Origin of the sequence: Amycolatopsis sp. lyj-84 (assembly GCF_046549075.1) — a bacterium.
GTDB lineage: Bacteria > Actinomycetota > Actinomycetes > Mycobacteriales > Pseudonocardiaceae > Amycolatopsis.
Genome location: NZ_JAJPWO010000006.1, coordinates 423,000 through 442,475 on the forward strand (window position 1 = coordinate 423,000; position 19,476 = coordinate 442,475).

Annotated in this window: 1 protein-coding gene and 1 pseudogene; both read left to right on the top strand. The window is 72.4% G+C overall.

The genetic code is table 11. From position 1 onward, the window contains the following. Positions 1 to 20 precede the first annotated feature (20 nt). Positions 21 to 13,241, top strand: coding sequence for an SDR family NAD(P)-dependent oxidoreductase (locus ACLJRM_RS21110; protein WP_410664048.1), 13,221 nt, complete (start codon positions 21 to 23; stop codon positions 13,239 to 13,241). A gap of 52 nt (positions 13,242 to 13,293) precedes the next feature. Next, positions 13,294 to 19,476: pseudogene (locus tag ACLJRM_RS21115) on the top strand (SDR family NAD(P)-dependent oxidoreductase); the annotation flags it as partial.

Consider the following 19,476-nt stretch of genomic DNA (forward strand, 5'->3'; position numbering starts at 1 on the left):
TCCGGAATGCCGAGGGTGTTGTGAACGAGACCGACCGAACGAACGGCACGGGAAGCGCGGCCGACGGCGCGGAGCCGGTGGCCGTCGTCGGCATGAGCTGCCGGTACCCCGGCGGCGTCCGCTCGCCCGAAGACCTCTGGGAGCTGCTGGCCGAAGGCGGGAACGTGCTGTCGGCGTTCCCCGAAGACCGGGCGTGGCGGCCGGACCTGCACGACCGAGATCCGGAAGCGGCCGGGAAGACTTACCTCGCCCGCGGCGGTTTCCTCGACGACGCAACCGGTTTCGACGCGTGGTTCTTCGGCATTCCGCCGCGAGAGGCGCTGGCGATGGAACCGCAGCAGCGGTTGCTGCTGGAAGCTTCGTGGGAGGCCCTCGAACGGGCTGCCATCGTCCCGGAGTCGCTCCGGGGCACCAGCGCCGGGGTGTTCGTCGGCGCGGAGCCCCGGGAATACGGCCCGCGGCTGGAGGACGCGCCCTCGCCGGTGAAGGGCTACCTGCTGACCGGCACCACGACCAGCGTGCTGTCCGGCCGGGTCTCGTATCTGCTAGGGCTGCACGGGCCGTCCCTCACCGTGGACACCTCCGCGTCCAGTTCGCTGGTCGCGATTCACCTTGCCGCACAGGCATTGCGCGCTGGCGACTGCTCGCTGGCGCTGGCCGGCGGCGTCTCCGTGATGTCGACGCCCGGCAACTTCGTCGCGTTCAGCGGCCTGCGGGCGCTGTCGCCGGAGGGGGACTGCCTGCCGTTCTCCGCCGCCGCTGACGGCACCGTGTGGTCGGAGGGGGTCGGCCTGCTCGTGTTGCGGCGGTTGTCCGACGCTATCCGCGACGGACAGCCGGTGCTGGCCGTGCTGAGCGGTTCCGCGGTCAACTCCGACGGCGCGAGCGACGGCCTGACCGCCCCGAACGGCGAGGCGCAGCAGGCGGTGATCCGCCAGGCTCTGGCCAATGCCCGGCTCGACGCGTCCGAAGTGGACGCAGTGGAGGCGCACGGCACCGGGACCACTCTCGGCGACCCGATCGAGGCGGAAGCCCTCTTCGCCACCTACGGCCGGGAGCGGGACGAGCCGTTGTGGCTGGGCTCGGTCAAGTCGAACCTCGGGCACACCCAGGCCGCGGCCGGGGTGGCCGGGGTGATCAAGATGGTGCTCGCGCTGCGCAACGGCGTGCTGCCCGCGACCCGGCACGGCGAGGAGCCGACCCCGCGCGTCGACTGGTCGCGCGGCACTGTCCGGCTGCTGAGCGAACCGGTGCGGTGGCCGGCGGGCGACCGTCCCCGCCGGGCCGGGGTGTCCGGATTCGGGCTCAGCGGCACCAACGCGCACGTCATCGTGGAAGAAGCCCCCGGCACCACGGAGCAGGTGCCGGTGCCGGAAGCGGTCCCGGCTTGGGTGCTGTCCGCTCGCTCGGCCGAGGGGCTGCGGGCGCAGGCGGCCCGGCTGCGAGACTGGGTGTCGGCGCGGCCCGGGCTCGAACCGGCTGAGCTGGCCTGGTCGCTGGCCACCACCCGGACCCCGTTCGAGCATCGCGCGGTGGTGACCGGGGACCTGCGGACCGGGTTGGCCGGTCTCGCCGACGGGGTGCCCGGGGCCGAGGTCGTCTCCGGGGTCGCGCGCGGTTCCGGGCGGCCGGTGTTCGTCTTTCCCGGCCAGGGTTCGCAGTGGCGGGGCATGGGGCTCGCGCTGGCGCGGACGAATCCGGTGTTCGCGGCCCGGCTGGCGGAGTGCGCGGCAGCGTTGGAGTCCTTTGTGGACTGGAAGCTGTCCGAGGTGCTCGAAGGCGAGCTGGAGTCGGCGGACGTCGTGCAGCCCGTGTTGTGGGCGGTGATGGTTTCCCTTGCCGCGGCGTGGGAAGCCGCGGGTGTCGTGCCCGCTGCGGTGGTGGGCCACTCCCAGGGCGAGATCGCGGCGGCCACGGTCGCGGGGATGGTGTCCCTCGAGGACGGTGCGCGGATCGTTTCTCTGCGGTCGAAATCGCTGACTGCGCTCGCGGGTCTGGGCGGCATGTTGTCGGTCAACGCGACCGTGGCCGAAGTGGAAGAGCGGCTCGCCCGGTGGGGTGAGCGGTTGTCGCTGGCCACGGTCAACGGGCCGTCCGCAGTGGTGGTCTCGGGTGAACCGGCGGCGCTGGCGGAGTTGAAGGCGGAGCTGGACGCCGAGGACATCCGGGCGCGGATGGTTTCGGTGGACTACGCGTCGCACTCCGCGCAGGTGGAGCGGCTGGAAGCGGAGATCCGTGCGGTGCTGGCGGGGATCGAGCCGCGGCGTGGCCGGGTGCCGATGGTGTCGGCGATGACCGGTGAAACTCTGACCGGAGACGAACTGGACGCCGGGTACTGGTATGAAAGCCTGCGGGCGCCGGTGCGTTTCGACCGTGCCGTGCGGGTTCTCGGCGACCGGGTGTTCATCGAGGTGTCCCCGCATCCGGTGCTGACTGCCGCGATCGCCGACACCTTGGCGGACGCCGGTGCGGTGTGCGGCACGCTGCGCCGCGACGAGGGCGACAGCGCCCGGCTGCTCGCCTCCCTCGCCGAGGCGTACACGCACGGCGTGCCGGTGGACTGGACGGCCGTGCTGCCCGCGGCGAACCGCGTCGACCTGCCCACCTACGCCTTCCAGCACGAACGGTTCTGGCTCGACGCCGGAGCTCCCCGCCGGCTCGACGGCGTCGCCGCGAGCCTGCCGGAACCCGTGGCCGCCCCGGTCTCCGGGTGGGCGCGGACGTTGGCCGGGAAGTCGGCCGCGGAGCAGGTCACGCGGGTGCTCGACCTGGTCCGGGCGCAGGCCGCCGCCGTCCTCGGGCACGCGTCGCCGGAGTCGGTGGATTCCGCGCTGACCTTCAAGGAGATCGGCTTCGACTCGGTCACCGGGGTCGACCTGCGTGGCCGGCTGTGCACCGCGCTGGGGCGCAAGCTGCCCAGCACGCTCACCTTCGACCATCCGACCCCGCTCGCACTGGCCGAGTTCCTGCGAACCGAACTTCTCGGGCTCGCCGACGCCGCGCGGACACCGGAGCGCACCGGCGCGGCCGCGGACGAGCCGATCGCGATCGTCGCGATGAGCTGCCGCCTGCCCGGCGACATCAGCGACCCCGAGCAACTGTGGCGGCTCCTGGCCGCGGGCGGCGACGCCGTCGGGCCGCTGCCCTCCGATCGGGGCTGGGACGGCCTCGGCGACATCGCCACACTCGGCGGCGGATTCCTTGCTGCGGCGGGAGAATTCGATGCCGCGTTCTTCGGCGTCAGCCCGCGCGAGGCGCTGGCGATGGACCCGCAACAGCGGATGCTGCTGGAACTGTCCTGGGAGGCGTTCGAACGCGCGGGCCTCGATCCGAAACGGCTGCGCGGCTCGACGACCGGCGTGTTCGTCGGCGGCGCGGCCTCCGGGTACGGCGGCAACGCGCCCGAAGAGCTTCAGGGGCATCTCCAATCCGGGATCGCGCCCAGCATCCTCTCCGGCCGGGTCTCCTACACCCTCGGACTGGAAGGCCCCGCGCTCACCGTCGACACGGCGTGCTCCTCGTCGTTGGTCGCCCTGCACCTGGCGGCGCAGTCGTTGCGTGCCGGGGAGTGCTCGCTGGCGCTGACCGGCGGCGTGACTGTGCACGCGACGCCGTCGTGGCTGGAGTGGTTCACCCGCCAGCAGGGCCTGGCGCCGGACGGCCGCTGCAAGGCCTATGCGGAGCAGGCCGACGGCATGGGCATGGCCGAGGGCGGCGGTCTGCTGCTCTTGGAGCGGCTTTCGGACGCGCGGCGCAACGGGCATCAAGTGCTGGCCGTGGTGGCTGGCAGCGCGGTGAACCAGGACGGTGCGTCGAACGGGTTGACGGCGCCGAACGGTCCTTCGCAGCAGCGGGTGATCCGCGCCGCGCTCGCCGACGCGGGCATCGAGGCCGCTGACGTCGACGCCGTGGAGGGTCACGGCACGGGGACCCGGCTGGGCGATCCGATCGAGGCGCAGGCGTTGCTGGCGGCCTACGGTCAGGACCGGGACCGTCCACTGTGGCTGGGGTCGGTGAAGTCGAACATCGGGCACGCGCAGTGGGCCGCCGGAGTGGCGGGCGTGATCAAGACCGTGCTCGCGCTGCGTCACGAGGAACTGCCCGCGACCCTGCACGCGGGCGAGCCATCGTCCCAAGTGGACTGGGAATCGGGCGCGGTCCGGTTGGCGACCGAGGCGGTGTCCTGGCCGGAGGTCGGTGACCGTCCTCGTCGGGCGGGGGTGTCGTCGTTCGGTATCTCGGGGACCAATGCGCATGTGATCGTGGAGCAGGCTCCGGCGGTCGCGGAGGCTCCGGTCGAGGCTGATGTCGTGTTGCCGGTGGTGCCGTGGGTGGTGTCGGCGCGTTCGCCGGAAGGCTTGGCTGCACAGGCGGCGCGGTTGGCAGGGTTGGCTTATGAGCCGCTGGACGTGGGGTGGTCGCTGGCTTCCCGGGCGGCGTTGGAGCACCGTGCGGTCGTGTTGGGTGACCATGGCGAGGGGTTGGCGGCGTTGGCCGGGGGCCGCGAGTCCGCCCAGGTGGTGTCGGGCGTGGCGGGTTCGCTCGGCAAGGTCGGGTTTGTTTTCACTGGTCAGGGTGCGCAGCGCTTGAGCATGGGGTTGGGCCTGTACTCGGTGTTTCCGGTGTTCGCGGAAGCTTTTGATGCGGTGTGTGCCGGGTTGGAAGAGCATTTGGATGGTTCGCCGGCGGCGGTGATCCGGGGTGAGTACGGGGATATCAACGACACGGTGTGGGCGCAGTCGGGGTTGTTCGCGGTGGAGGTCGCGTGGTTCCGGTTGTTGGAGTCGTGGGGTGTGCGGCCGAGTGCGGTGGCGGGCCATTCGATCGGCGAGCTGGCGGCCGCGTATGTGGCTGGGGTGTGGTCGCTTTCGGATGCGTGTGCGGTGGTGGCGGCTCGTGGTCGGTTGATGCAGGAGTTGCCGACCGGCGGCGCGATGGTCGCCGTCGAGGCGACCGAAGACGAGGTTCGGAAGGCGATCGCGGGCCGCGCAGGGGTGGGTATCGCCGCGGTGAACGGCCCGAAGGCAGTGGTGATTTCCGGGGTCGAGGACGAGGTTCTGGCGGCCGCGAAGGAACTGGCGGGCGCGGGGTGCCGGACGAAGCGGTTGTCGGTGTCGCATGCGTTCCATTCGACGTTGATGGAGCCGATGCTGGCGCGGTTCGCCGAAGTCGTGAACTCGGTGGAGTGTCGACGTCCGGAGCTGCCGCTGGTGTCGGGGTTGACCGGGGCCGTGGTCGGCGACGAGGTGACGGACCCGGGCTACTGGGTGCGGCATGTGCGCGAGGCGGTGTGCTTCTTGGACGTGGCGGGAACCCTGCGGAAACTGGGAGTCCGGACGTTTGTCGAGGTGGGTCCCGACGGGGTCTTGTCGGGGATGGGGCCGTTGAGCCGTCCCGACGAGGCGGACGAGGCGTGGATTCCGGTGGCGCGGCGCGGACGCGATGAGGTCCGTGCGCTGCTGACGGCGGTGTCCAAAGTGTACGCGCGCGGCCTGGATGTGGAGTGGCATCACGTTTTCGCGGGCACGGGTGCCCGGAGGGTCGAGCTGCCGACCTATGCGTTCCAGCGTCAGCGGTACTGGCTGAAGGCGGTCGCGAGCGGTCGCGTAGACGTTTTCGGCCTGCACAGCCCCCGGCATCCGTTGCTGGGCGCGGCGGTGGAGCTGCCCGCGACCGGCGGGGTGATACTGACTGGTCGGCTTTCGCTCGGCGAACAGCCGTGGCTGGCCGACCATGTGGTGGCGGGTCGGGTGCTCGTGCCGGGCACCGCGCTGCTGGACATGGTCGTCCGCGCCGCCGACGAGGTGGGCTGCGACCACATCGACGAGCTCCTGATGGAAACGCCGCTGGTACTCGAGGATTCGGTGCGGGTCCAGGTCACGGTGAGCGGACCGGGCCCGGACGGCAGCCGCGAAGCGGCCCTGTACGCGCGTAGCGGCGACGACTGGGTGCGCCACGCGGCGGGCACCGTGCGGCCGGGTGCCGCGGTCGAGGCCGTGCGGTTCGCGCAGTGGCCCCCGGCCGGGGCGGTGCCGGTCGATCTGGAGAACTTCTACCCGGCGCTGGCCGAAGCCGGACTCGGCTACGGGCCGGTGTTCCGGGGCGTCCGCGCGGTCTGGCGGCTCGGCGCGGACCTGTTCGCCGAGGTCGCGCTGCCCGAGGACACCGAAGTCGCCGGCTTCGCCGTGCACCCCGCGCTGTTCGACGCCGCCCTGCACGCGGTGGTCGGCGCCGACGGCGTGCGGCTGGAGGTCCCGTTCGCCTGGCGGGACGTCCGGGTCCACGCGACCGGCGCGACGACCGCCCAGGTCCGGATCAGCCCCCAGGCCACCGACGGGGTGTCGCTGGTCCTCGCCGATCCGGCGGGCGAACCGATCGCCACCGTGGGCGCGCTGGCCCTGCGGCCGCTGCCGGCCGGCCGGGAAACTCCCCGAGACGACCTGTTCCGCCTGGAATGGGCGCCGGTGCCGTCCGGCTCCCCGGACTCCGGTCGCTGGGCGGGGTGGGGGAGCAGCGAAGACGCCGATTTCCTGGTCCTGCGGGTGAATCCGGCCGCGGGCCCAGTGCCCGAACAAGCGCACGCCGCGGCGGCCGACGTGCTGGCCGTGCTGCGGGAATGGCTCGCGGCGGACACCGAAACCCGGCTGGTCGTGGTCACTGAGCGCGCGGTGGACGCCGGTGACGGCCTGCCCCTCGACGTGGCCGCCGCGACGGTGTGGGGCCTGGTCTCGGCCGCGCAGGCCGAGCATCCCGGCCGGATCGTCCTGTCCGATGTGGACGACAGTGCTGACGAGCGGGCTCTGAGGGCCGGAGTGGCGGCCGGGGAATCGCGGTTCGTGGTGCGTTCCGGCGAGGTGCGGGTCCCGCGGCTGGCCCGAACGACCGCGCCGCGGCCGGCTCCCCGGACCCGTCCGGGCACCGTGCTGGTGACCGGCGCGTCCGGTGCGCTGGGCGGACTGGTCGCCCGGCACTTGGCCGAGACCGGCGCTGTCGCGCGGCTGATTTTGTTGTCCCGCCGGGGAGCCGAGGCACCGGGAATGCCGGGGCTGGCGGCGGAACTGGAACGGTCCGGTGTCGAGGTGACCGTCGCCGCGTGCGACGTCGCTGACCGGACGCAGTTGGCCGCGGTGCTGGACGGCGTGCCGATCACCGGTGTGGTGCACACCGCCGGAGTGCTCGACGACGGGGTCGTCGAGTCGCTGACGGCCGAGCGGATGGCCGCCGTGCTGCGGCCGAAGGTCGACGGTGCGTGGCAGTTGCACGAGCTGACCGAGGGTGCTGAGCTGGACTTCTTCGTCCTGTTCTCGTCGGTCGCCGGGGTGTGGGGCACCGCTGGACAGGCGAACTACGCGGCGGGCAACGCCTTCCTCGACGCGCTCGCCGCCCATCGACGCCGGCAGGGCCGCGCCGCGGTGTCGCTGGCCTGGGGCCCGTGGGACACCGGCATGGCCGGAGCACTGACCGGGACCGATCGCACCCGGCTGTCCCGCCAGGGCCTGCGGAGCCTGTCCGCGGCGCAGGGTCTCGTCGTGTTGGACCTGGTGACCGGTCCGGTCGCCGCTCCCGCGCCGCTGCTGGTCGCGGCCCGGCTGGACCTGGCCGCGCTGCGGCGGGCCGGGGAGGTGCCACAGGTGCTGTCCGGGCTGGTCGGCGCCTCGGCACCCGCCCGACGCACCATCGAGCAGTCGTCCGCCGACGGGAACGCGTTGGCTGAGCGGCTCGCGTCGCTGGGCGAGGCCGAGCGCGCGGACCTCGTGCGGGATCTGGTGCTGGCGCAGGCCGGACAGGTGCTCGGCCTGACCGGGGACGCGACTGTTGACTTCGGACGGTCCTTTCGCGACTCCGGGTTCGACTCGCTGACCGCCGTGGAACTCCGGACGCGCCTGGGCGCGGCCACCGGCGCGCGGCTGCCCGCCACCGTGGTGTTCGACTATCCCACCCCGGCCGCACTGACCGCGTTCCTGCTGGGCGAACTGACCGGCCGGAGCGAGACCGCCCCCGCGCGCGTCGCACCGCGCGCGGCCACCGGCGAGGACCGCATCGCCATCGTGGGCATGGCCTGCCGGTTCCCCGGCGGCGTGTCCTCCCCGGCGGAGCTGTGGGAGCTGCTCGCCTCGCGCACTGACGCGGTCGGGACCTTTCCGACCGACCGGGGCTGGCCCGCCGACCTGGTCGACTCCGATCCGGACGCGGTACGGAAGAGCGTCGCCGCGGAGGGCGGTTTCCTTTACGGGGCGAGTGGTTTCGACGCGGAGTTCTTCGGCATCAGTCCTCGCGAGGCGCTCGCGATGGATCCGCAGCAGCGGGTGTATCTGGAGACGTCGTGGGAGGCGTTGGAGGATGCCGGGATCGACCCGAACTCGTTGCGGGGCAGTGACACCGGGGTGTTCGCAGGGCTGTTCTACCACGACTATCTGTCCTGGCATCAGGTCCACGAAGACTCGGAAGGCTACCTGGGCACCGGCAGCATGGGTTCGGTCGCTTCCGGCCGCGTTTCCTACGCGCTGGGCTTGGAGGGGCCGGCGGTGACGGTGGATACCGCGTGTTCGTCGTCGCTGGTCGCGCTGCATTTGGCGGCGCAGTCTTTGAACGCGGGGGAGTGCTCGCTGGCGCTGGCGGGTGGGGTGACGGTGATGTCCACCCCGGGCGCGTTCTTCGACTTTTCGCGTCAGCGGGGCTTGTCGCCGGATGGTCGGTGTAAGTCCTATGGGGACGGTGCCGATGGTGTCGGTTGGGGTGAGGGTTCTGGGGTTTTGGTGCTGGAGCGGCTTTCGGACGCGCGGCGCAACGGGCATCAAGTGTTGGCCGTGGTGGCCGGCAGCGCGGTGAACCAGGACGGTGCGTCGAACGGGTTGACGGCGCCGAATGGTCCTTCGCAGCAACGGGTGATCCGTGCGGCACTGGCCAGCGCGGGACTGGAGCCGGACGGCGTGGACGTCGTGGACGGGCACGGGACCGGGACCCGGCTGGGCGACCCGATCGAGGCGGAAGCCCTGCTGGCCACGTACGGACAGGACCGGCCGGCCGACCGGCCGTTGCTGCTGGGGTCGGTGAAGTCGAACATCGGGCACACACAGGCCGCCGCGGGGGTGGCCGGGGTGATCAAGATGGTGTCGGCGATGCACCGCGGCGTGGTGCCCGCGACCCTGCACGCGGAACAGCCCTCCACCCGGGTGGAGTGGGAATCGGGCGCGGTGCGGTTGGCGACCGAGGCGACGTCGTGGCCGGAGGTCGGCGATCGGCCGCGTCGGGCGGGGGTGTCGTCGTTCGGGTTCTCGGGGACTAATGCGCACGTCATCGTGGAGCAGGTGCCGGAGGTCGCGGAGCTTCCCGTCGAGATCGACGTCGAGCTGCCGGTGGTGCCGTGGGTGGTGTCGGCGCGTTCGCCGGAAGGCTTGGCTGCGCAGGCGGCGCGGTTGGCCGGGCTGGCTGATGAGCCGCTGGACGTGGGGTGGTCGCTGGCTTCCCGGGCGGCGTTGGAGCACCGTGCGGTCGTGCTGGGCGATCACAGCCAGGGATTGGCCGCACTGGCCGAGGGCCGCGAGTCCGCCCAGGTGGTGTCGGGTGTGGTGGGGTCGCTCGGCAAGGTCGGGTTTGTTTTCACCGGTCAAGGTGCGCAGCGGCTAGGCATGGGTGCCGGGCTGCACGCGGTGTTCCCGGTGTTCGCGGAAGCCTTTGACGCGGTGTGTGCCGGTTTGGAAGAGCATTTGGACGGTTCACCCGCGGCGGTGATCCGGGGCGAGCACGGCGACCTCAACGACACGGTGTGGGCGCAGTCCGCGCTGTTCGCGACCGAGGTCGCCCTGTTCCGGCTGCTGGAGTCGTGGGGGATGCGGCCGAGCGTGGTCGCGGGCCATTCGATCGGCGAGCTGGCGGCCGCGTATGTGGCTGGAGTGTGGTCGCTTTCGGACGCGTGTGCGGTGGTGGCGGCGCGCGGCCGGTTGATGCAGGAGTTGCCCACCGGCGGCGCGATGGTCGCCGTCGAGGCGACCGAAGACGAGGTTCGGAAGGCGATCGCAGGCCGCGCCGGAGTGGGTATCGCCGCGGTGAACGGCCCGAAGGCAGTCGTGATTTCCGGCGTCGAGGACGAGGCGCTGGCGGCCGCGGCGGAACTGGAGGGTTGCCGGACGAAGCGGTTGTCGGTGTCGCATGCGTTCCACTCACCGTTGATGGAGCCGATGCTGGCGCGGTTCGCCGAAGTCGTGAACTCGGTGGAGTGCCATCGTCCGACGATCCCGTTGGTGTCGGGGTTGACCGGGCGGGTGGTCGGCGACGAGGTGACGGACCCGGGCTACTGGGTTCGGCATGTGCGCGAGGCCGTGGACTTCGTCGCCGTCGCGAGCACCCTGCGGGACCAGGGAGTCCGGACCTTCGTCGAGGTCGGCCCCGACGGGGTCCTGTCGGGAATGGGCCCGCTGAGCCGCCCCGACGGCCGTGACGAGACGTGGATACCGGTGGCACGGCGCGGACGCGACGAGGTCCGTGCACTGCTCACCGCGGTGTCCAAAGTGTACGTTCGCGGCCTGGACTTCGACTGGCACAACGTTTTCGACGGCTCGGGTGCCCGGAGGGTCGAGCTGCCCACCTACGCTTTCCAGCACCAGCGATACTGGCTCAACGCGCTCACCGGCGGCCACGCCGACGACCTCGGCATGGACAGCCCCGAGCACCCGCTCCTGGGCGCTGTTGCGGAACTGCCCGCCACCGGCGGGGTCATGCTCGCCGGCCGGCTCTCGCTCGGCGAACAGCCGTGGCTGGCCGACCATGTGGTGGCGGGTCGGGTGCTCGTGCCGGGCACCGCGCTGCTGGACATGGTCGTCCGCGCCGCCGACGAGGTGGGCTGCGACCACATCGACGAGCTGCTGATCGAGGCCCCGCTCAAGCTCGAAACCGGGGTCTCGGCCCGGATTCAGCTCACCGTCGACGGTCCGGACGACACCGGCCGCCGTGCGCTCACTGTCTACGCGAAGAGCGGCGACGGCGAATGGGTCCGGCACGCGGCGGGCGCGGTGTCCGCCGGAGCCGCCCCCGCCGACGGCTCAGACCTGGCGCAGTGGCCACCGGCCGGCGCGGAGCCGATCGACCTGGACGGTTTCTATCCGGAGCTGGCCAAGACCGGGCTCGAATACGGGCCGGTGTTCCAGGGCGTCCGCGCGGTCTGGCGGCGCGGCGAGGAGCTGTTCTCCGAAGTCGAACTGCCCGAAGGCGTTCCCATCGCAGGGTTCGGCGTGCACCCCGCCCTGTTCGACGCGGCGTTGCACGCGGCCGGAGTGGACACCGAGGGACTGCGGCTGCCGTTCGCCTGGAACGACGTGGTGGTGCACGCGTCCGGCGCTTCGGCGGCCCGGGTGCGGATCTCGCCGGTGCCGGGCGGGATCGCGCTCGCGCTGGCCGACGCCTCCGGCGAGCCGGTGGCGTCGGTCGGGACGCTGGCCCTGCGCACGGCAAGCGTTGAAGAGCTGACCGCGAGTTCCGACGGCTCGACCTACGCGGTCGAGTGGACGTCGGTCCCGCCCGCCGACTCCTCGAACGCCGACCTCGAACTGCTGACGGTGCCGACGCTCGACGGCGAACTGCCGGAACAGGCCAACGCCGTCGCGCTCGACGTGCTGGCCCGGCTGCGGGCATGGCTCGCCACGGACACCGAAACCCGGCTCGCCGTGGTCACCGAACGCGCGGTCGACGTCGGCGACGGGCTCGCCCTGGACCTGGCGACCGCGCCGGTGTGGGGTCTCGTCCGCGTCGCGCAGTCGGAGAACCCCGGCCGGATCGTGCTGTCCGATGTGGACGATCTGGCCAGTCCCGCCGTCCTCGACTGGGTGCGTGCCGGGATCGCGGCGGGGGAGTCCGAGTTCGCGGTGCGCGCCGGCGAGGTGCGGGTGCCGAGGCTGACCCGGGTTTCGCCGCCTGCCCCGGACGACACCCGAGCCGCGGGCACGGTGCTGATCACGGGCGCTTCCGGAGCCTTGGGCCGGCTGGTCGCCCTGCGGCTGGCCGAAACCGGTATCGCCAAGCGGTTGCTGCTGCTGTCCCGGCGCGGCGCCGACGCCCCCGGGCTCGCCGAGCTGGCCGCGGACCTGGAACAACGCGGCGTCGAAACCACGATGCTGGCGTGCGACGCCGCTGACCGCGAGCAGCTCGCCGGAGTGCTGGACGGCGTGTCGCTGACCGGCGTGGTGCATTCGGCCGGGGTCCTCGACGACGGGGTCATCGGCTCGCTGACCGACGAGCGGATGACCGCGGTACTGCGCCCGAAGGTGGACGCGGCCTGGCATCTGCACGAGCTGACACAGCCGATGAACCCGGACTTCTTCGTGGTGTTCTCCTCCGTCGCCGGGATCTGGGGCAACGCCGGACAGGCCGCCTACGCGGCGGGCAACACCTTCCTCGACGCGCTCGCCGCGCACCGCCGCCAGCGGGGCCTGCCCGCGGTGTCGATCGCGTGGGGTCCGTGGGAATCCGGGATGGCCGGCGAGTTCACCGAAGCCGACTGGCGGCGGATGTCGCGCCAAGGGCTGGCTCCGCTGCCGGAACCGGAAGGGCTGCGCGTGCTCGACGCCGCGCTGGGCCAGTGCGCTCCGCTGCTGGTGTCGGCCCGGCTCGACCTGGCCGGGGTGCGCCGGTCCGGGGAGGTGCCGCCGCTGCTGTCGGCCCTGGTGCCCAGCGCCCGGCCCTCGGCGCCGGCCCGCCGCGCGGTCGGCGAACGCGTCGTGGACGCCCGCAGCACGCTTCACGACCTGAGCGAACCGGAACGCCGGGACGCGCTGCGCGAGCTGGTCAGCACGCAGGCCGCGCTGGTGCTGGGCCTGGCCGGGACCGGCGGGCTCGACGCGGACCGCCCGTTCCGCGAAGTCGGCTTCGACTCGCTGACCGCGATCGAGCTGCGCAACCGGTTGAACGAGGCAACCGGGGAACGCCTTTCGCCCACCGCGGTCTTCGACTACCCGACCTCGAGCGCACTGGCGGACTTCCTGCTGGAAGGGATGTTCGGCGCCGAGACCGGGGAGGCCGCGGAGCAGCCCGCGCTGTCGGCTTACTCGGGCCTCGACCGGCTCGAAGCCTCCCTCGCCGAACTGCGGGCCGACGACACCGCGCGGGCGAGGGTCGCCGCCCGGCTCACCGACCTGCTCGCCGCGCTGACCGAATCGGAGGGCGGCGCCGACGATTCGGTCGCCGACCAGCTCCAGTCCGCCAGCGACGACGACATGTTCGACTTCATCGACAAACAGCTCGGGATCTGAACTCCGCGCACGAAAGAGGAAGGACTCCCGGATGTCGAACGAGGACAAGCTCCGCGACTATCTGAAGCGGGTCACCACCGAACTGCACCAGACCCGCGAGCGCCTCCGCGAAGCCGAGGAGCGCAAGCAAGAACCTGTCGCGATCGTCGGCATGGCCTGCCGGTTCCCCGGCGGGGTCTCGTCCCCGGACCAGCTGTGGGAACTGCTCGAAGCGCGCACCGACGCGATCGGCCCGCTGCCTGCCGACCGCGGCTGGCCCGCCGACCTGCTCGACCCCGACCCGGACGCGCTCGGCAAGAGCATCTGCGCGGAGGGCGGTTTCCTTTACGGGGCGAGTGGTTTCGACGCGGAGTTCTTCGGCATCAGTCCTCGCGAGGCGCTCGCGATGGATCCGCAGCAGCGGGTGTATCTGGAGACGTCGTGGGAGGCGTTGGAGGATGCCGGGATCGACCCGAACTCGTTGCGCGGCGGCGACACCGGGGTGTTCGCCGGGCTGTTCTACCACGACTACCTGATCTGGAACCAGGCGCGCGAGCAGTCCGAGGGCTACCTCGCCACCGGCAACATGGGCTCGATCGCCTCCGGCCGGATCTCCTACGCGCTGGGCCTGGAGGGGCCGGCGGTGACGGTGGATACCGCGTGTTCGTCGTCGCTGGTCGCGCTGCATTTGGCGGCGCAGTCGCTCAACGCGGGGGAGTGCTCGCTGGCGCTGGCCGGTGGCGTGACGGTGATGTCCACCCCGGCCACGTTCATCGACTTTTCGCGGCAGCGGGGCCTGTCGCCGGACGGTCGGTGCAAGTCCTATGGGGACGGTGCCGACGGTGTCGGCTGGGGTGAGGGTTCTGGGGTTTTGGTGCTGGAGCGGCTTTCGGATGCTCGGCGCAACGGGCATCGGGTGTTGGCGGTGGTGGCGGGTTCGGCGGTGAACCAGGACGGTGCGTCGAACGGGTTGACCGCGCCGAATGGTCCGTCGCAGCAGCGGGTGATCCGTGCGGCGTTGGCGCGCGCGGGGGTGGGGCCCGACGGCGTGGACGTCGTCGACGGGCACGGCACGGGAACCCGGCTGGGCGACCCGATCGAGGCGGAAGCCCTGCTGGCCACGTACGGACAGGACCGGCCCGCGGACCGGCCGCTGCTGCTGGGGTCGGTGAAGTCGAACATCGGCCATGCGCAGGCGGCAGCCGGGGTGGCCGGGGTGATCAAGATGGTGTCGGCGATCCGTCGGGGCGTGGTGCCCGCGACGTTGCACGCCGAGGAGCCGTCCACGCGGGTGGAGTGGGATTCGGGCGCGGTGCGGTTGGCGACCGAGGCGGTGTCGTGGCCGGAGGTCGGTGACCGTCCTCGTCGGGCCGGGGTGTCGTCGTTCGGGTTCTCCGGGACGAACGCCCACGTCATCGTGGAGCAGGCTCCGGCGGTTCCGGAGAATCCGGTTGAGACAGACGTGGTGTTGCCGGTGGTGCCGTGGGTGGTGTCGGCTCGTTCGCCGGAAGGCTTGGCTGCGCAGGCCGGGCGATTGGCCGGGCTGGCTGATGAGCCGCTGGACGTGGGGTGGTCGTTGGCTTCTCGGGCGGCGTTGGAGCACCGTGCGGTCGTGCTGGGTGACCATGGCCAAGGGCTGGCGGCGTTGGCTGCGGGGCGTGAATCCGCTGGCGTGGTGTCGGGTGTGGCGGGTTCGCTCGGCAAGGTCGGTTACGTCTTCACTGGTCAGGGTGCGCAGCGCTTGAGCATGGGGTTGGGCCTGTACTCGGTGTTTCCGGTGTTCGCGGAAGTCTTCGACGCGGTGTGTGCCGGGTTGGAGAAGCATTTGGGCGGTTCGCCCGCGGCGGTGATCCGGGGTGAGTACGGCGACGTCAACGACACGGTGTGGGCGCAGTCGGGGTTGTTCGCGGTGGAGGTCGCGTGGTTCCGGCTGCTGGAGTCGTGGGGGATGCGGCCGAGCGTGGTCGCGGGCCATTCGATCGGCGAGCTGGCGGCCGCGTATGTGGCTGGAGTGTGGTCGCTGCCCGACGCGTGTGCGGTGGTCGCGGCTCGTGGTCGGTTGATGCAGGAGTTGCCGACCGGCGGGGCGATGGTGGCGGTGGAGGCGACCGCGGAGCAGGTGTCGGAGGTGATCGCGGGCCGTCCGGGCGTGGGGGTGGCCGCGGTGAACGGGCCGACGGCGGTGGTGATTTCCGGGGTGGAGGAAGAGGTTCTCGCGGCCGCGGCGGAACTGGAGGGGTGCCGGACGAAGCGGTTGTCGGTGTCGCATGCGTTCCATTCACCGTTGATGGAGCCGATGCTGGCGCGGTTCGCCGAAGTCGTGAACTCGGTGGAGTGCCATCGTCCGACGATCCCGTTGGTGTCGGGGTTGACCGGGCGCGTCGTGGCCGACGAGGTGACCGACCCGGGCTACTGGGTGCGGCATGTGCGCGAGGCGGTGTGCTTCTCGGACGTGGCGGGAACCCTGCGGGAACTGGGGGTGCGGACGTTTGTCGAGGTCGGCCCGGACGGGGTCTTGTCGGGAATGGGGCCGTTGAGCCGTCCCGACGAGGCGGACGAGGCGTGGATTCCGGTGGCGCGGCGCGGACGCGAGGAGGTCCGTGCGCTGCTGACGGCGGTGTCCAAAGTGTACGTTCGTGGCCTGGACTTCGACTGGCACAACGTTTTCGCGGGCACGGGTGCTCGCCGGGTCGAGCTGCCCACCTGCGCTTTCCAGCACCGGCGGTACTGGCTGAACGCGGTCGCGAGCGGCCGTGCCGACGACTTCGGCCTGCGCAGCCCCGAACATCCGCTCCTGGGCGCTGTTGCGGAACTGCCCGCCACCGGCGGGGTCATGCTCACCGGTCGCCTCGCTCCGGGAACCCCGTCCTGGCTCGAGGACTCGACACTGGCAGGCCGGACGATCCTGCCCGCCGCGGCGCTGGCGGACCTGGCGATCCGCGCCGGGGACGAGGCCGGATGCGGTCAGCTCGAAGAACTTCTCGTCGAGACGCCGGTGGTGCTGCCGAGCCGGGACAGCGTGTCGATGCAGGTCACCGTCGGCGAAGCGGACGCCGACGAGCGGCGGCCGGTGGCGGTGCACACCCGGATCGGCGACGCCCCGTGGGTGCGGCACGCGTCCGGCACGCTCGCCCCTGGCGGCCACGACGCCGGACTGGCCTCGTGGAGTTCGCAGTGGCCACCGGCCGGCGCGGAAACCATCGATGTCACTGCGCTGTACGAAGAATTGGCCGCCTCGGGAGCCAGCTACGGGCCCGCCGCGCGCTGCGTCCGCGCGGCGTGGCGGCGCGGCGACGAGGTCTTCGCGGACGTAGCCCTGCCCGAGGGCACCGACGTCGCCGGATACGGCGTCCACCCCGCGTTGCTCGACGCCGCCCTGCACCTGACCCAGCTGGCCGAGTCCACCGGCGGTGCGCCGTCGCTGCCCACGATGTGGAGCGGTGTGGACGTGCACGCCTCCGGCGCGATCGCGACGCGGGTCCGCCTGGCCCCGGCCGCCGAGGGCGTCGAGGTGACCTTGGCCGACCCGGCCGGACAGCTCGTCGCCTCCGCGCAGTCGGTGGTGTTGACCCCGTTGACCGCCGCTTCGCTGGACCGCACCCACGACGGGCTGTTCCGGATCGAATGGGCGCCGGTCGAACTGCCCGACGCGGCTCCCGTCCTTTCGTCGGCTGTCCTCGGCGGCGACGGCGGACTGGCCGTGCCGGGCGCCATGGGCTACGCGGACGTCGCGGGGCTGATCGCCGCGGTCGAGGCCGGGGCCGCGGTGCCCGAGGTGGTCGTCGTCTGCTGCCCTCGCGGCGAGGACCTGGCGGCAGGCATCGCCGGGCAGGCCCGCGAGGCCGTGCTGCACGTGCTGGACGTGGTACGCGATTGGCTCGCGGCGGACGCGATGGAGAGTTCGCAGCTGGTGGTGGTGACCGAACGAGCCGTGGCCGCGACGCCCGGCGTCGGTGTCCGTCTGGACGGGGCCGGGGTCGTCGGCCTGATTCGCGGCGCCGCGGGCGAACACCCGGAGCGGATCGCGCTGGCCGACGTGGACCGAGTCGACGGCACCGGCGCACTGGTGCTGGCCGCGACCGTGCTGCGCGAACCCGAATTCGCGATCCGCGGCGCGGAAGTGCTGGTGCCGCGCCTGCACCGGGCCGAAGCGGACGGCCTCGCCGTGCCCGCCGGACCGGACTGGCAGCTCGGCTTCACCGCGCCCTCGCTGGAAGACCTGGAACTGCGCGAGAAAGACCGCGTCCCGCTCGCGGACGGCGAGGTCCGGGTGGGCATCCGCGCCGCCGGGGTGAACGTGGAAGACGTGCGCACCGTGCTGGACGGCGGTTCCGGGCCCCTGGGCCGAGAAGGCGCCGGAGTGGTGCTGGAAACCGGCCCCGGCGTGACCCGGTTCGCCGTCGGGGACGCGGTCCTGGGCGTGTTCGACGGCGCGTTCGGCCCCACCGCGGTGACCGGTGCCCGGTTGCTGCTGCCGATCCCGGCGGGCTGGTCGCACCCGCAGGCGGCCGCCGCTCCGCTGGCGTTGCTCGCCGCGTGGCACGCGGTGGCCGACATCCGGCCAGGACAGCGAGTGCTCATCCACGACGCCGCGTCGGCGGCCGGGCTGGCCGCGGTGCGGCTGGCGCGGCATCAGGGCGCGGACGTCGTCGCGGTCGCGGAAAGGTCCGCGTGGCGCGTGCTGTCCGAAGCGGGACTCGACGAGGAGCACCGCACCGAGAACGCCGCTTCGGCTCCCGGACGGGAAACCGTGCGTGTCGACCGACTCCCGACTCCCGAAGCGTTCGGCCCGTTGCTGGCGTCGCTGTCGACCCCGCTCGTCGAGGGTGTGCTGCGCCCGCTGCCGGTGGAGTGCTGGGACATCCGACACGCGGCGGCGGCGTTCGCCCGGGTGAACCGCGGCGGGCCCGAGAAGATCGTGCTGACCGTGCCCGCGCCGTCCGGTCGGGCGGGGACCGTGCTGGTGACCGGGGCGTCCGGCGCGCTCGGCGGACTGGTCGCCCGGCACCTGGCGCGGCCGGGCGGGGCCAAGAACCTGCTGCTCGCCTCGCGGCGGGGCATGGGCGCGGCGGGCATGCCCGAACTGGCGGGCGAACTGGCCCGGTCCGGGGCGAGAGTGCGGGTGATCGCCTGCGACGTCGCCGACCGCGACCAGCTGGCCGAAGTGCTCGCCGGACTGCCCGAGACCGAGCCGCTGACCGGCGTGGTCCACGCCGCGGGCGTGCTCGACGACGGCGTCGTCGGCTCGCTCACCCCGGAGCAGGTCCACCAGGTCATGCGCCCCAAGGCCGACGCCGCCTGGAACCTCCACGAGCTGACCAGGCATCTCGACCTCGACACCTTCACCCTGTTCTCCTCGGTGGCCGGGGTCTGGGGCAGTCCCGGACAGGCCAACTACGCGGCGGGCAACACCTTCCTCGACGCGCTCGCCGCGCACCGCCGCCAGCAAGGACTGCCCGCCGCCTCGCTGGCCTGGGGCCCCTGGGAGAACGGCATGGCCGGGGAACTCACCGAAGCCGGACGGCAGCGGATGACCCGCCACGGCCTGCGCCCGCTCGCCGTGGCCGACGGGCTCTCGCTGCTGGACGTCGCCACCGGGCGGACGGATCCGCTGCTGGTCACCGCCCAGCTGGACCTGGGCGCGCTGCGCCGCTCCGGCAGCCCGGTCCCCGCGCTGATGACCGGGCTGGTCCGGCCGGGACGGCGGACCGCCGGAGCCGCCGACCCCGGCCGGACCAGCGCACTGGCCAGGGAACTCGCCGCGCTGCCGCCCGAACAGCTCGAAGGCGCGATCCTGAACGCGGTGCTCGCGCAGGCGGCGCTGGTGCTCGGGAAATCCGGCCCGGAATCGGTCGAAGCGGCCCGGTACTTCCGCCAGCTCGGCTTCGATTCGCTGACCGCGCTGGAATTCCGCAATCGGCTCAGCGGCGCGCTCGGCCTCCGGCTGCCCGCCGCGGTGGTCTTCGACCATCCGACCCCGGTGGAGCTCGCCCGCTACCTGCATGGGCAGCTCGCCGACCGGGAAGCAGACCACCGTCCGGTGCTGGCCGAACTGGACCGGCTGCGGTCGCTGCTGGCCGGGATCGGCGCGCGGGGCGAGGGCAGGGCCCGCCTGGCGGACCGGTTGGAGCTGCTGGTGGAGGAATTCCGGGGCAGCGCACCGGATCCCGGGTCCGTCGACGATTCCGACGACGACATCACCGAGGCGACCGACGACGAGATCTTCGATCTCATCGACAAGGAACTGGGTATCTGA